Source organism: Streptococcus sp. 959 (assembly GCF_013277075.1).
Classification (GTDB): Bacteria; Bacillota; Bacilli; order Lactobacillales; family Streptococcaceae; genus Streptococcus; species Streptococcus pseudopneumoniae_C.
The window spans coordinates 52423-68176 of the sequence record NZ_VMMF01000009.1; the positions used below are offsets into that span (position 1 = coordinate 52423).

General features: G+C 39.7%; 13 protein-coding genes. 4 read left to right on the forward strand and 9 right to left on the reverse strand.

Features of this window, described 5'->3' with window-relative positions; genetic code table 11:
* Nucleotides 1-76 precede the first annotated feature (76 nt).
* The 3 genes from HT717_RS02980 to HT717_RS02990 form a co-directional block, all read right to left on the reverse strand.
* Nucleotides 77-934: a bifunctional methylenetetrahydrofolate dehydrogenase/methenyltetrahydrofolate cyclohydrolase gene (locus HT717_RS02980; RefSeq protein ID WP_173304344.1), complete on the reverse strand. Its 858-nt coding sequence runs from the start codon at nt 932-934 to the stop codon at nt 77-79.
* Between the two features lie 153 nt (nt 935-1087).
* Nucleotides 1088-1822: an amino acid ABC transporter ATP-binding protein gene (locus HT717_RS02985; protein ID WP_173228687.1), complete on the reverse strand. Its 735-nt coding sequence runs from the start codon at nt 1820-1822 to the stop codon at nt 1088-1090.
* Nucleotides 1822-2505: an amino acid ABC transporter permease gene (locus HT717_RS02990; protein WP_173304346.1), complete on the reverse strand. Its 684-nt coding sequence runs from the start codon at nt 2503-2505 to the stop codon at nt 1822-1824. The genes HT717_RS02985 and HT717_RS02990 overlap by 1 nt, the downstream gene beginning before the upstream one ends.
* 190 nt (nt 2506-2695) lie before the next feature.
* On the opposite strand from HT717_RS02990, the gene HT717_RS02995 reads away from it, so the two are divergent.
* The 4 genes from HT717_RS02995 to HT717_RS03010 all read left to right on the forward strand — a co-directional run bounded on the left by HT717_RS02995 (nt 2696) and on the right by HT717_RS03010 (nt 6357).
* Complete coding sequence (locus HT717_RS02995; protein WP_000443570.1) at nt 2696-2926, forward strand: DUF1797 family protein; 231 nt, start codon at nt 2696-2698, stop codon at nt 2924-2926.
* 230 nt (nt 2927-3156) lie between these two features.
* Complete coding sequence (locus tag HT717_RS03000) at nt 3157-5415, forward strand: ATP-dependent Clp protease ATP-binding subunit (RefSeq protein WP_173304348.1); 2259 nt, start codon at nt 3157-3159, stop codon at nt 5413-5415.
* 131 nt (nt 5416-5546) lie between these two features.
* A complete protein-coding gene (locus HT717_RS03005; RefSeq protein ID WP_049540062.1) occupies nt 5547-5999 on the forward strand; it encodes an NUDIX hydrolase in 453 nt (150 codons plus the stop codon).
* Between the two features lie 58 nt (nt 6000-6057).
* Nucleotides 6058-6357: a DUF1827 family protein gene (locus HT717_RS03010; RefSeq protein ID WP_000767197.1), complete on the forward strand. Its 300-nt coding sequence runs from the start codon at nt 6058-6060 to the stop codon at nt 6355-6357.
* Between the two features lie 510 nt (nt 6358-6867).
* On the opposite strand, the gene ezrA is transcribed toward HT717_RS03010, so the two are convergent.
* From ezrA to HT717_RS03040, 6 genes are all read right to left on the reverse strand, one after another.
* A complete protein-coding gene (gene ezrA / locus HT717_RS03015) occupies nt 6868-8595 on the reverse strand; it encodes a septation ring formation regulator EzrA (protein ID WP_049539266.1) in 1728 nt (575 codons plus the stop codon).
* 81 nt (nt 8596-8676) lie between these two features.
* A complete protein-coding gene (gene gyrB / locus HT717_RS03020) occupies nt 8677-10623 on the reverse strand; it encodes a DNA topoisomerase (ATP-hydrolyzing) subunit B (protein ID WP_049539264.1) in 1947 nt (648 codons plus the stop codon).
* A 14-nt stretch (nt 10624-10637) separates the two neighbouring features.
* Nucleotides 10638-11201 carry an HAD family hydrolase gene (locus HT717_RS03025; protein WP_031240397.1) on the reverse strand — a complete coding sequence of 188 codons (564 nt, stop codon included), beginning with the start codon at nt 11199-11201 and terminating at the stop codon, nt 10638-10640.
* 85 nt (nt 11202-11286) lie between these two features.
* On the reverse strand, nt 11287-11841 hold the full coding sequence (locus HT717_RS03030; RefSeq protein WP_173304349.1) for a DJ-1 family glyoxalase III: 555 nt from the start codon (nt 11839-11841) through the stop codon (nt 11287-11289).
* A 10-nt stretch (nt 11842-11851) separates the two neighbouring features.
* Nucleotides 11852-13075: an FtsW/RodA/SpoVE family cell cycle protein gene (locus HT717_RS03035; protein WP_173304352.1), complete on the reverse strand. Its 1224-nt coding sequence runs from the start codon at nt 13073-13075 to the stop codon at nt 11852-11854.
* Nucleotides 13076-13111: 36 nt separating this feature from the next.
* Nucleotides 13112-15562, reverse strand: coding sequence for a bifunctional DnaQ family exonuclease/ATP-dependent helicase (locus tag HT717_RS03040; RefSeq protein WP_173304354.1), 2451 nt, complete (start codon nt 15560-15562; stop codon nt 13112-13114).
* Nucleotides 15563-15754 lie beyond the last annotated feature (192 nt).

Here is a 15754-nt window from a genome sequence, read left to right on the forward strand (position 1 = left end):
TTCTAAAATTTAATATTCATTTCTGCCATTTTAGATATAGATATAGAAAATACACTTTTCTCAGAAAATTTTTCTCTTATTTTCTATCCAATGTCCTAAGTGCTGCTTGATAAGTTTGCTCCATCAGCATAGTAATTGTCATAGGACCAACACCTCCAGGAACTGGCGTGATGTGGCTAGCAAGTGGGGCAACCGCCTCATAATCAACATCCCCACAGAGCTTACCATTTTCATCGCGGTTCATCCCAACGTCAATGACTACCGCACCTGGTTTCACAAAATCAGGAGTCACAAACTTAGCACGACCGATTGCGACCACAAGAATATCCGCTTTTGCAGCAACCTTAGCGAGATTATGGGTGCGTGAGTGGGTCAAGGTCACTGTAGCATTCTTGGCCAAAAGAAGCTGGGCCATGGGTTTTCCAACAATGTTTGAACGACCGATGACCACCGCATTTTTACCTTCCAAGTCAATCCCATATTCATGAAACATTTCCATAATTCCTGCAGGTGTTGATGGAATCATGACTGGATGTCCAGACCAAAGGCGTCCCATATTTAGAGGATGGAAACCATCCACATCCTTTTCTGGGTCAATGGCCAACAAAACCGCCTCTTCATCGATATGTTTTGGTAATGGTAACTGGACCAAAATCCCATGCCAAGCTGAATCTTGATTGTATGTGGCAATCAAGTCTAACAATTCCTCTTGCGTAATGGTCTCTGGAACTCGCACTACTTCGCTACGAAAACCAGCCGCAAGAGCTGACCTCTCCTTGTTGCGAACGTAGACTTGGCTGGCTGGATTGTCTCCAACCAAAATCACTACCAAACCAGGCACTAGACCTGTTTCTTCCTTTAATCTTGCAGTCTTTTCAGCCAGCTGTCCCTGTAATTTGGCCGCTAAAGCTTTCCCATCAATAATCTGTGTCATATCACTTCTCTTTTCTTACAAATATCTTTAATTATACCAAAAAATACAATGTAGCTCTAACACTTCTTGACTAGGTCATCCTATAGTTTCAAACTATAAGAAAAAGCTCGGGTCGAGCTTTCCATTAATCTTGTCTTGAAATTTTAAAATAGATTATAAAACCTTACTCAAGAAGTCTTTAGTCCGTTGTTCTTGAGTTTGTTCAAAAATCTGTTCTGGTGTTCCGTCTTCAACAACCACACCGTCTGCCATAAAGATGACACGATCTGCCACCTCACGGGCAAATCCCATCTCATGTGTTACGATAACCATGGTCATTCCTGACTTGGCAAGGGCTTGCATAACAGCTAGAACTTCTCCAACCATCTCAGGGTCCAGAGCTGAAGTCGGCTCGTCAAAGAGCAAAACATCAGGTTCCATGGCCAACCCACGCGCGATGGCAATCCGTTGTTGCTGGCCACCTGACAAACTCTGTGGATAAGCATCTGCCTTATCTGGCAAACCAACTTTTTCCAAAAGCTCTTGGGCTCTCTTCTCAGCAACAGCCTTGCTCTCACCTTTGGTCTTGATAGGTGACAAGGTGATATTTTCCATCACAGTCATATTAGGAAAGAGATTAAATTGTTGGAAAACCATGCCCATCTTCTCACGCATGGCAAACAGGTCATTCTTCTTGTCCGTAATATCGACTCCCTCAAAGATAACCTTCCCTTTAGTCGCTTCTTCCAACAAATTCATAGAGCGAAGCAAGGTAGATTTCCCGCTCCCCGAAGGACCGATGATAACGACAACTTCTCCTCTTTTAATCTCGAGGTTGATGCCCTTCAATACTTCATTTTTTCCAAATGATTTATGTAAATTTTCAATTTTTATCAAAGTTTCTGTCATTATTTCTTATCTCCTTGTCCCATACGTTTTTCAAAAGCTTTCAAGGCTACTGTCAAAATAGAAGTCATAATCAAGTAATAAAAGGCTGCAAATAAAAGTGGTGTTAAAGGTAGATAGGTTGTTGTAGAAACTGTTGTAGCCCCGTTCCATAACTCCATAACACCGATAGCTGATAAGAGGGAACTATCCTTGATAATAGTGATAAATTCGTTCCCCAATGCTGGCAAGATATTTTTTATAGCTTGTGGCAAAATCACATAGCGCATCGCATTTTTAGGACGAATCCCTAAAGAATAGGCAGCCTCTAGCTGACCTTTTGGAACCGCATTAATCCCAGCACGAACAGTCTCAGAAACATAAGCACCACTGTTCATAGAGATAATCAAAATCCCTGGAATCAAGCGAGAAAGGTCAACACCTAAAATTCCAACCTGAATAGTCGGAGCATTGATGTGCATAAGGGCAAAGGCAATCATAATCTGAACCATCATCGGTGTCCCACGGAAAATCCAAACGTACAAGTTGGCGAACCAAACAAGCGGTTTAAACTTTGAACGTTGCCCAAAAGCCAAGACAACACCCAAAATAGTTCCCAAAAAGACAACACAGATAGAAATGAGAACCGTCACAACAGCCCCATAGTTAAAATAAGGTAAATACTTAGGTAAAAAAGAAAAATTCATAGTTACACTGCTTTCTAAAATAGAATACTGTATGATTATAACATGTATTGAATTAAAATTCAAACTTTTTATCCGATTTATTCAAAAAAACTTTAAGCTAGTAGAATTAGCGAGAAATCTTAGTTTTTTCTAGTCAAGTTGGCCTCCTTTATGGTAAAATAGTAACGATAAGAAATGAAGGAGAATCAAAATGGAATCACATTTGGTTAGAATCATCAACCGCCTTGAAGCAATGGCAAAAGACGGCGGAAATTTAAAACGTAATTTTGAACGCGAAGGAGTTGTTGTTGCAGAAGTTGCATACAGCCACGACGAAGAAAATGGATCAATCTTTACCCTTCGTGATGTAGAAGCTCGCGAAACTTATACTTTTGATAGCATTGACTTGATTGCAATGGAGATTTACGAACTCCTTTACTAATACAAAACAAGCTGGGATTACACCCTGCATGTCTAACCAAAATCCTTTTTGTCTCACAAATAGGATTTTTTTATTCCCTAAAATCTCAAAAATTTTCATTGTAACAACTTCTCAAAGCTTCAATCTTTTTACTTGCTTTACACCCCAATCCTGTTATAATGAGAGTATAGAAATTTGACTATTTTTGACCTTTGAACAGATCAGGATAAAGAAAGAAATGAGGTAGATGTATGCTTTGTCAAAACTGTAAAATTAACGACTCAACAATTCATCTTTACACCAATCTCAATGGAAAACAAAAACAAATTGACCTCTGTCAAAACTGCTATAAGATTATCAAGACAGATCCTAACAATAGCCTCTTTAAAGGTATGACGGATCTGAACAATCGTGACTTTGATCCCTTTGGTGATTTCTTCAATGACCTAAACAATTTCAGGCCTTCTAACAATACTCCTCCAATTCCCCCAACCCAATCAGGTGGAGGTTACGGTGGAAACGGCGGTTATGGTTCTCAAAATCGTGGACCTGCTCAAACTCCTCTACCAAGCCAAGAAAAAGGCCTACTGGAAGAATTTGGTATCAACGTAACTGAAATTGCCCGTCGTGGAGATATAGATCCCGTTATTGGGCGCGACGATGAGATTATCCGTGTCATTGAGATTCTCAATCGTAGAACCAAGAATAATCCTGTCCTTATCGGTGAACCAGGTGTCGGAAAAACGGCCGTTGTCGAAGGTCTAGCTCAGAAAATAGTCGATGGTGATGTCCCACATAAACTCCAAGGTAAACAAGTCATCCGTCTAGATGTGGTTAGCCTGGTTCAAGGAACAGGGATCCGTGGACAATTTGAAGAACGCATGCAAAAACTCATGGAAGAAATTCGCAAACGTGAGGACATCATCCTCTTTATCGATGAAATCCATGAAATTGTTGGTGCTGGTTCTGCGGGCGATGGCAATATGGATGCAGGAAACATCCTCAAACCAGCTCTTGCTCGTGGCGAACTGCAACTGGTCGGTGCTACCACCCTCAATGAATACCGTATCATTGAAAAAGATGCGGCCCTAGAACGTCGTATGCAGCCTGTTAAAGTCGATGAACCAACGGTGGAGGAAACAATCACTATCCTCAAAGGGATTCAAAAGAAATACGAAGACTACCACCACGTTCAATATACCGATGCTGCGATTGAAGCTGCTGCAACTCTTTCCAATCGTTACATCCAAGATCGCTTCTTGCCTGACAAGGCCATTGACCTCCTAGATGAAGCTGGTTCTAAAATGAACTTGACCTTGAATTTTGTCGATCCTAAAGTGATTGATCAACGCTTGATTGAGGCTGAAAATCTTAAATCTCAAGCTACACGAGAAGAAGATTTTGAGAAGGCGGCTTATTTCCGCGACCAGATTGCCAAGTATAAGGAAATGCAAAAGAAAAAGGTCACAGACCAAGATACACCTATCATAAGCGAGAAAACTATTGAGCACATTATCGAGCAGAAAACCAATATTCCTGTTGGCGATTTGAAAGAGAAAGAACAATCTCAACTTATCCATCTAGCTGAAGACCTCAAGTCTCATGTTATTGGGCAAGACGATGCTGTCGATAAGATCGCTAAGGCTATTCGCCGTAATCGTGTCGGTCTCGGTACGCCTAACCGTCCAATTGGAAGCTTCCTCTTTGTCGGACCAACTGGGGTCGGTAAGACAGAACTTTCCAAACAACTAGCCATTGAACTTTTTGGTTCTGCTGATAGCATGATTCGCTTTGACATGAGCGAATACATGGAAAAACACAGCGTAGCTAAGTTGGTCGGCGCCCCTCCAGGTTATGTTGGCTACGATGAGGCTGGACAATTAACTGAAAAAATCCGTCGTAATCCCTATTCTCTTATTCTCTTGGATGAAGTAGAGAAAGCCCATCCAGATGTTATGCACATGTTCCTCCAGGTCTTGGACGATGGTCGTTTGACAGATGGACAAGGACGTACCGTTAGCTTCAAGGATGCCATCATCATCATGACTTCAAATGCAGGTACAGGTAAGGCAGAAGCCAGCGTTGGATTTGGGGCTGCTCGCGAAGGACGTACCAACTCTGTTCTCGGTGAACTCGGTAACTTCTTTAGCCCAGAGTTTATGAACCGTTTTGATGGTATTATCGAATTTAAGGCTCTCAGCAAAGATAACCTCCTTCAGATTGTCGAGCTTATGCTAGCAGACGTTAACAAACGCCTTTCTAGGAACAATATTCATTTAGATGTAACTGAAAAGGTCAAGGAAAAATTAGTTGACCTCGGTTATGATCCAAAAATGGGAGCACGCCCACTTCGTCGTACTATTCAAGACTATATTGAGGACGCAATCACTGACTACTACCTTGAAAATCCAAGTGAAAAAGACCTTAAGGCAGTTATGACCAGCAAGGGCAAGATTCAGATTAAATCTGCTAAAAAAGCTGAAGTGAAAGCTTCTGAAACAGAAAAATAAATCCTATAGAAAAGGAGTAGAAAATGAAAATTTTCTGCTCCTTTTTTTACTAAAATAACTGTAATTTCTTGACAGCTTGCCCTTTGTACATTATGATAATAATAAAGATACTAGATAATGAGGAAAATGCAATGGCAAACCCAACTTTCGGAGAAAAAAAAGCGAATACTGACTATGTTGCTCGTTATGGCGTATATGCTGTTATCCCTGACACTGAACAAAAACAAATTGTTCTTGTTCAAGCACCAAATGGTGCTTGGTTCTTACCAGGTGGAGAAATTGAAGCAGGTGAAAACCATCAGGAAGCCCTAAAACGTGAATTGATTGAAGAGCTTGGCTTCACAGCTGAAATTGGTACTTATTACGGACAAGCTAACGAATATTTCTACTCTCGTCACCGTGATACCTACTACTACAATCCTGCCTATCTCTATGAAGCGACTTCTTTTAAAGAAGTGCAAAAGCCACTAGAAGACTTTAATCATATTGCCTGGTTCCCTATTGACGAGGCTATTGAAAATCTCAAACGTGGTAGCCATAAATGGGCTATTGAATCTTGGAAAAAACAGCATAAGATTGACTAAATCAAGCGACTTTATTCAAAAAGTGCTATAATAGTATTAGAAAATCGGAGGAAATGTTATGAAGCTTATCAATACGACAAACTCACACTCGCAACTTGTAAAAAGCCAGCTAGAAAGTACAGATGCAACCCTTGTTGAGGTCTATTCTGCTGGAAATACAGATGTTATTTTTACCCAAGCTCCGCTTCACTATGAAATCCTCATCTCAAATAAACACCGTGCTATTCGAGAAACTGAAATCGAAGCTATCCAAGAATTTTTCTTGAAACGTAAAATTGATAAGGACTCTATTGATGAGGCCAATATCAAGACACTCTACTCAGAGAAATTAATTGGAATTTCAATCCCAATCAAGTAAAGAAGTTTAGTAATACTCAATGAAAATCAGAGAGCAAACTAGGAAGCTAGCCGTAGGTTGCTCAAAGCACTGCTTTGAGGTTGTAGATAAGACTGACGAAGTCAGCTCAAAATACTGTTTTGAGGTTGCAGATGGAAGCTGACGTTGTTTGAAGAGATTTTCGAAGAGTATAAAAACTCGATTTGAGAAAAAATCCATTAAGTCTTTCCATAATAAAACGCATAGTAGCAAGATTTTCTACATCTGCTATTATGCGTTTTTATAATTTTGAAGTCTATTGCTAATCGATGAAAAATCAAAGAGCAAACTAGAAAACTAGCCACAGATTGCTCAAAGCATCACTTTGAAGCTGCAGATAAGACTGACGAAGTCAGCTCAAAACACTGTTTTGAGGTAGGGGATAGAGAGTCTGGGCAAAAACTCAATCTCAAGAGAAAATGAAGTAAATCTCCCCACAACTATAAAAAAGATTTGATTCTGTTTCTCACACAATCAAATCTTTTTCTTTTATTAAAAACGAATCGTTTCACGTGTTTTCTCATATGAGGTAACAAAGCGGTTGGTTACACCAGGCTCTGCCACTTCCAATGCTTGAGAAATCTTGTCAAATGAAGCGTGATAATCAAATTCTTTTTCAAAAATATCTAAAGCTTCGTTAAATGCTTCTTGGATGCGTTCATCAAATGAGCGGTAGCGATTAGAATATTGCAATAGTTGCTCTGTCAAGGTTGCATACTGTACAATATTATAAGTTTCCGTCTCAAGCTCTTCCATATCCTTCGTTGCAATTTCAAGAATACGGTTAACTGATTCTATATTGACTAAGTTTTGCTCTAATTCAGCCATTAAATCTTCCGTATTATTACTTGCTGTAAAGAATAACTTCAAGAAAGTTTGTGGAATACCAGGTAGGTTCCGCTTTTCCATATATCTCTTGATTGTATGGAGACGATTAACATATACATTTGCTTTTTGACGTGCATTGATATCATCTTTCTCAATTCGTGCAAGACGCTCACTAACTGAAATCTGTTCATCTTCAATCTCTTTAAGATTTTCCTGTAAAGATTCAAGATTTTCTTCAAGAATTGAATATGCTTGAGTTGGTTCATCTTGATTTGAAGTTGCCTCAATAATAGCAGTCTCAAAGCTTTCTAATTCGGACTGTAAACGACGAACATGACTTGCATCTGACTCAGAAAGTAAATAGTTTTTACTCAAACGCTCAATGTCTTCTATCAATAAAGCATTATTTTCCTTCATGTGCTGCAGATAAGTAGGAAGTGTTGCTACTAAACCTTCTACTACTTTCTGTGCCGCAATTTCTCTTGTAAAGATATCATAAAGTGCATTAATCTCTTCTTGGATTTGAGTATTTTCATACTCTGCATTATCCAATTCTAGTTTCGCAATATTCTCATGATTTTTCTTGAGAGCTTCATAAAGCAGTTGGAAACGCGCTTCAATATCCGTTTCAGCAAAATAATAATTAGCATCTAAAAGCTTACGGTAGCCATCTTCTAAATCTTCCAGTTGATCAGGCAGATCTTTAGATAATGTTGCTACAATTGCTGGGATACGATCAACAATATGTGTTAAAGCCAATATATGATTTTCAGCATTATCCAAAATCACAGCAGCTTCTACTGGGTCACCAGACGAATTTAAAGTTACAAACTGAGAAAACTCTGATTGGATATTTTCCAATTGTTTTTCGATTTCAGACAAACCTTGTCCATATTCTTCAGAATGATCAGCAACTCGGTGTTGCAACTCTTCAAACAAGTCCAAGGTATGCAGAACACGTCCACTGTTTTTAGACTCTTGTTTCTCCAAATCTGCCAAGGCATTGCGAATTGCCGCAATATCTTCTTCAATCAAAGTAATTTGGCTCTCAATTTGATCAATTTGATGACTGGCTTTGAAAAAACGGAATGAGTTGTTATAGCCTTCTGCCTCGAAAAGATTATTTTCGATATCTGCAAAAGAGTTAAGAGATAGGTCAACCCATTTTTGGTTCCATTCACGGAAAGTCACCTGACTTTGTCCAATCAAGTGCATATTTTTTACAGCTTCAACTTCATCATTAACCGGAAGATTATAAAGCTCTTCTTTTTTCTCTTCTAAAATTGCTAATTTACTTTCATTGCGCTTCCTTACATAGATTGCGATAGCATAGGCAATGACCAATAAAACTGCAACTGCAATTATTAAATAAATTACTAGTCTAGCAGACATATTAAACTCCTTTTTTACTTGAAACAATCGTAATGATTATATCATATTTTTTAGACCAAGGGAACTACTTCTCCCGATTTTTTAGACATCAAGTGTACTATAGACAGCATTTTCTTCGATAAACTCACGACGAGGCTCTACTCGATCCCCCATCAACATATCAAAGATTTTATCTGCTTCTGCAGCATCATCCACAGAAACTCTGGCCATCAAGCGATGTTCGGGATCCATGGTTGTTTCCCATAACTGATGGTCGTCCATTTCACCTAGACCCTTATAACGCTGAATAGTTGGTTTGGTACGACCTTCACTATAACGGGCCAAGGCTTCTTGGAGTTTGATTTCTTGATCTGCGCCTGGCTGGATGTATTCTTTAATCTCGCTTCCAACCTTGACACCATAGATTGGTGGTTGGGCGATATAAACATAACCAGCTTCTAGGATTGGTTTCATATAACGATAAATTAATGTCAAAAGAAGGGTACGAATGTGGGCTCCATCGACATCGGCATCTGTCATCAAAACGAGTTTTTGGTAACGGGCTTTTGAAACATCAAATTCTGCTCCAAATCCTGTTCCCATAGCTGTAAAAAGACTACGAATTTCTTCGTTGGCTAGAATCTTATCCATGCTAGCTTTTTCAACGTTCAAGATTTTACCACGAATTGGCAAGATAGCTTGGAACTCACGGTTACGACCAGATTTTGCTGACCCACCCGCTGAGTCTCCTTCGACAATGAAGAGTTCTGTTTCCGCAGGATTGTTAGAAGAACAGTCTGCTAGTTTCCCTGGAAGGTTAGAAATTTCCAAACCAGATTTTTTACGGGTAACTTCACGCGCACGCTTGGCAGCTACACGAGCCTTAGCAGCCAAGATCCCTTTTTCCACGATACGTTTGGCAATCTGTGGATTTTCCATGAGGAAATCAGAGAAGGCATCACTGAAAAGACGATTGGTAATCTTAACCACTTCACTATTGCCCAATTTGGTCTTGGTTTGTCCTTCAAACTGTGGATTTGGGTGTTTAACTGAAATAACTGCAGTTAAGCCTTCACGGACATCTTCCCCTGTTAGGTTGTCTTCATTGTCTTTCAGTAACTTATTTTTACGAGCATAATCGTTGATAACGCGAGTTAGTGCCGTACGGAAACCTTGTTCATGCGTACCACCTTCATGGGTGTGAATGTTATTGGCGAAACTCATGACATTTTCATGGTAACCCGTTGTGTACTGCATAGCTACTTCGACTGTGATATCATCCATCTCACCATCGGTGTAGATTGGTGTATCAAAGATAACATCCTTATTCTCATTGATATATTCAACGTAGCTAGCAATCCCACCTTCATAATGGTAATGCTTAGTTTGTTCCAAACCTTCGCGCTTATCTGTGATGGAGATTTGAAGACCGCGATTTAGAAAGGCCAACTCTTGAATCCGTTTATTTAATTTATCAAAATCAAAGGTTGTTGTTTCAGTGAAGATTTCTGGGTCCGGTGTAAAATGAACTGTTGTTCCAGTTCTATCTGTATCTCCGACTACCTCAAGATCAGCAACAACATGACCACGACGGTATTCTTGGTAATGAATCTTACCGTTTTTGTGGACATGAACATCTAATTGAGTGGAAAGGGCGTTAACTACTGACGACCCCACTCCGTGAAGACCACCTGAGACCTTGTAGCCACCACCGCCAAACTTTCCTCCAGCATGAAGGACAGTAAAGACAGTCTCAACGGCAGGTCGGCCTGTTTTTTCCTGAATATCGACTGGGATACCACGCCCATCATCAACAACAGTAATCGAATTATCTGGCTCAATAAAGACTTGAATATGGCTGGCAAATCCTGCCAAAGCTTCGTCAATTGAGTTATCAACAATTTCCCAGACTAGATGGTGAAGACCTTCTTTTGAGGTTGACCCGATATACATCCCTGGACGCATACGAACAGCCTCTAAGCCCTCTAAAACTTGAATTTGACTGGCATCATAATCCTGTGCCTGCAGATTTTTGATTTCTTCTGTCATCTTATTCCTTTTTCTTACATGTCTAATACTTGTCTTAAATTCACGATACTGGTAAACAAGTGGGTATCCAATCCTGCTGCTTGACCTGCTTCGATATCAATCGACCGATCACCAATAACAAGACCAGAGCTAATCTGATACTTTTCTCTTAAATAAATCATAGACTCAGGATTTGGTTTTCTCTTAAAGCCTGAGCTAGAAGTGACTACTTCTGTAAAATAAGCTGCTATAGAGGTTTTTTCTAAAATTTCTAAGACCTGATCATTTCTGTGAGAAACCAAGAAATGACGCCCACCTTGATTTGAAATGTCCTCCAATAAGTCAGAAACTCCATCAAATAAAATCGGATGTTCAAGCTCTCTGGCTTCATTTTCCTTGTACTTTTCTAAAAAATGTTCTAAGTTGGGAGCGAATGTCTCAATCGCAAAATCAGTAGAAACCTTTAAAGCCTGATAGACACTGTCATGATCTTGTGTGATACCATACAGCGCTAATGTTTCAACAAATGCAGCTGTTGAAGTTTCATAATTATCCAGTAAAGTTCCACCTAAATCCCAGATATAATCGTGATTTTTCATAGCTTTCATTATACCATTTTTTCGTTAAAAAAGCGATGATTTCCCTGAGTTTTCCACATAAAAAAACGAGAGGTTGACTCCCGTTTTACTGATTTTTACCAAAGACATCTCGATAGAGCATTCCTGTTCGTAAACTCTCTGCGTCCCCTCCTAGCTGCTCCACCAACTCGTAGGCAAAGGCAAGGGCTGTAGAGGGACCTCGACTGGTTGTCAAATGACCATCTACCACTACTGTTTCCTTGACATATTGACCATCAAGGATTTGCTCTTGAACGCCATCATAGCAAGTGTACTGCTTATTTTTCAATAGCCCTGCTTGATTGAGGGCAATTGGCGCCGCACAAATGGCTGCCAGTTTCTTTCCTTCTTGCTCGAAGCTTTTCAATTCTTGAATCAAAGCCTGATTATCGCGCAAATGTGCAGAACCAGGCATCCCGCCAGGAAGGACAATCATATCATAGTCTGATAAATCACCATCAAAGACACGATCTGCTGTGACTTGGATTGCATGTGAACCCGTCACTTGCTCTTCAAAACCAACCATATCACAAGTGATATTTGCCCGACGCAAGACATCTACAACTGTCAAAGCTTCAATTTCTTCAAAGCCCTGAGCTAACATAACTGCTACTTTAACCATTATTTTCTCCTTATTTGATTCGTTTTAATACAACCTTTTTCCGCTTGAATCGGACTTTTCCACTCTTTTCTTCAGCTAGGTTTGTCTGGTAACTCATCGATAAAAGCAAGCCAACACCAATCAAGTTACTGATAATAGCCGATCCCCCTTGAGAAATGAATGGCAAGGGAATCCCAGTCAAAGGAAGCAAACCTGTCACGGCACCGATATTCTCAAAGATATGGAAGAGTAACATCATAATCAAACCTGTGGAAATATAGGTGTAGAACTGGTTATTTGATTTGAGAGTAATCTTCAACATACGGTAAATGAGCATGAGGTAAAGGGCAATAACAAGGACTGAGCCAATAAATCCAAAATCTTCTGCGATCACCGTGAAAATCATATCCGACTCACGAACTGGAATAAGCAGATTAGAAGCATTAAAACCTTGACCAAATAAGCCACCGCTCCCAATGGCAATCTGTCCTTGAGCCTGCTGGTAAGTGGTTGTTTGGGCAAAGTCAAATGGATTAAGCCAAGCCAAGATACGATTGATTTGGTAGGTCGGCATCCCCAATTGATGGAGAAAAGCCCGACCACCCTTACTGATAAAAATGACTAAGAATCCAGCAACTCCTGTTACAGCAGTCACAAATACTGGAATAATAATTTTCCAAGAAACTCCTGATAACAAGACGATTCCTGAGAAAATAGCTACAAAAACCAAAGCCGTCCCTAAGTCACTTTGAAGTGCCAAAAGAACTAGGACTGGAATGGTAAAGACAATCATCAAAAAAATTAATAAAAAGTCCAGCGGAACTGTACGTTGCCATTCCTTATGTTTCTTTGTAAATTGGACAATGACACGAGCCAACATGAGGATATAGGATATCTTCATAAATTCTGACGGTTGGAATAGGGTAATTCCATTTATTGATACCCAGTTTTTGGCACCCGTTGATGCAACTAGACTTGGATTATAAAAGACGATCGGCAGAACCATGAGTCCCAAGCCTAAAATATATAGAAAAGGGGTCACTTTCCAAAGAAATTCTGTATTAAAGAGCATGACCACAAAACCAATCACAAGCCCCAAGGCAATCCAGGCGACCTGCTGTCCTAAAATGGGCAAAATATTATTTGGATAATCATGACTAACGGCTATATAAATAGCCACCACGCCGATAACCAGTAGGAAAAACACTGGCAATAGCAAACTATAATCGACTCTAGAGTCGAGAGAACGTTTCATATATACTAACCTTATACTTTCATACAATACTATTTATCAAAGTTCATTTAAAAATTTATCAACAGCCTCATCAACTTCGGATCGAGAGACGGTTTTAACAGTCGCTTCTTTTGCTAGAGAAGTCACAATTTGCTTGCCGTATCGTTTTCCAACAATTCTTCTATCCAGAATGAGGGTTAAGGAACGTTGGTGTTCACGTCTCATACTTCTTCCCAAAGCCTGTTTTAAACGAATAATAGCCATCGGCAATTGATAATCATAAAAGGCATTTTTCCCTTCTTGATTCAATTCCTGATTAATCTTTTTCGTCAAGGGATCTTGAGGATTTTGGAAAGGAAGTCTTGGTACAACTTGAATCACAAAAGGATGACTTGAAAAATCAACTCCCTCCCAGAAACTTGCTGCACCAAGCAAGATTTGTTGTTCTCCTTTTTCAAAGCGTTTCTTCAGTTGATGAACATCGCCATTTTTATACTGGGCCAGATGGCTAACTGGAAGTAAATCCGATACTGCTAGAAGCATGTCTTTGGCAGTAAAGAGAACCAAAATTGGTTGCTGGAAAGCTTGAATTTCCACTAGTAAATCAGCTACTTCTTTGGCATAGACTTCTAAGGAAGTTTCTGTCACCAGAGGGAAATCTTTGACCAAGACCACTTCTTGATCCTGTTTTTTACCAGCTTCAACCTTGACAAATTTGGCTTCAGGATAGCCTAAAAGGTCTGCCAAAGAAACCCTCTGACTAATCTCAAGAGTGGCCGACACTCCCAAGACTTGACATGAATCAGGCACTAAGGAAGATAGAAGAATACGGCATGATTTCGTAGAAGAAATCTGAATTTTCTTTTGACTCGTTTCAGTTGCTTCAAGCCAGTAATCTCGGTCAGCTGTAAAATAGCGGACCAACTCCCCAAAGCCTTCTACTTCTATTTCTGAAAAATATTGATGGAGATTGGCAAGAGAATCTAAGATATTTTTCTTAGATTTTCCAGACTGAAATTGTTCAATCAAGTAAAGGCACTCAAAGCGAATACTTTCTAGTATTCGTTGCTGAACCTTATTTTGCTCCTCCAGTAAAGCCTTATCAATCAAATCGACAATAGACTGGATATCGTAGGTCTGTTGAAGCAGATTTTCTAGAGCCAACAAAACTTTTTGAACTTCATCAATAATCAATAAACGGTCACTGACAAATTCAGGATTATCTTCCAGTCTGGTTACAAGATAGGCATGATTGGTCACTAAAAGCTTGCAGGTTTGTGCCCTTTCTTGACTACGTTTCCAAAAATCTTCAGTCACAAATAAGCTTTGAGATGATAAATTCCCATCATGACGAAGGTCTTTTAGAAAATGTTGGTAACGGTAGAGTTGCCCAATTTCATCCAAATCCCCCGTTTCTGTCTCTGTTAGCCAAACCAAGAGTTGCATTTTAAAGCGTCTAAATAAGCGATTTTCATCATTTTCCTGCAAGGAACGATAAAAGGCATCCAACTTCAGATAATTGTGTGGTCCCTTTAAACTATAAATATCTATATGGAAGACTTCCTTGAGACGTTTACCTTCTTCTTCCATGATTTGATTTTGAAGAATCTTTGTCGGAACGCTAAGGACAATCTGACGCTCTTTTACTTGGGACAAAGCGGGTAAGAGATAGCCATAGGTTTTCCCAATCCCTGTCGGCGCTTGAATTAATGATACAGGCTCATCTTTCAATAGCAAGCCAACCTCTTTAGCAAAACTTTCTTGCTCCTCCCTCACTTCAAGGTTCAATAGAGAAATATTTTTAGAAAAGTCTTGAGATAGTTTTCGTGGTTCCAGAGAAGCTGCAGTTTTCTTGAAATACAGTCCTTGAACTTCAACCAAGTCTGGAGAACTCAGGATAGATTGGCTGCGATAAATTTCTTCAATAACCAGGTAGGACTCATACAAGAGAGCGTCAGCCATTTCCAGCAAGCGTTCCAAGAGACCTTTAGGAAGCTGGGCCATCTTTTCCCGTATAAATAAGAGTAATTCCGCAGTAGCTTGGGCATCTGAAAGGGCTGTGTGAGCATGTTTTAGAGGAATCCCTAATTCTCGACACAATATCGGCAAGCTATATTTTTCCAGTTCAGGGAAAAAGACCTGAGCCAATTCGACCGTGTCAACACGAGGATTTCTTAGTTCATAGCCTTCAAAAAATAAATTTTCCGCCAAAAGATTGGCATCAAACTGAACATTGTGGGCTACAAAAATCCCATCCTCCACCAAGTCAAAAATTTTTCTGGCAACTTGCGAAAAATCAGGTGCTTGCGCCAGACGTTTGTCAGTTAGCCCTGTCAGTTCTTTGATATGAGCATCTAAGGGTTCATGTGGATTGACATCCGTCGTATAGTGATCGACGATTTTTCCGTCCTCAATCACGACAATTCCCACTTGGATAATTTTAGCCTTACTACCTGTGCTAGTTGCCTCTAAATCAACCACAACATAGCGATTACCAATCGTTTTCATTATAAAAAATTATACCAAAAAAAGGGCCATTTGGCACCTGCAAACATGGGATAATTTTCAAACTCAAGAAGGTTACTTGTATTAAAATTCCCAGTAAACAGAGCATCCTAGCCTACTGATTTTTTGAAAATATTGGAGAATAAGAAAAATTGAGAGAAGAAATGTTTGCATCTTCCTTCTCTCAACGAATCA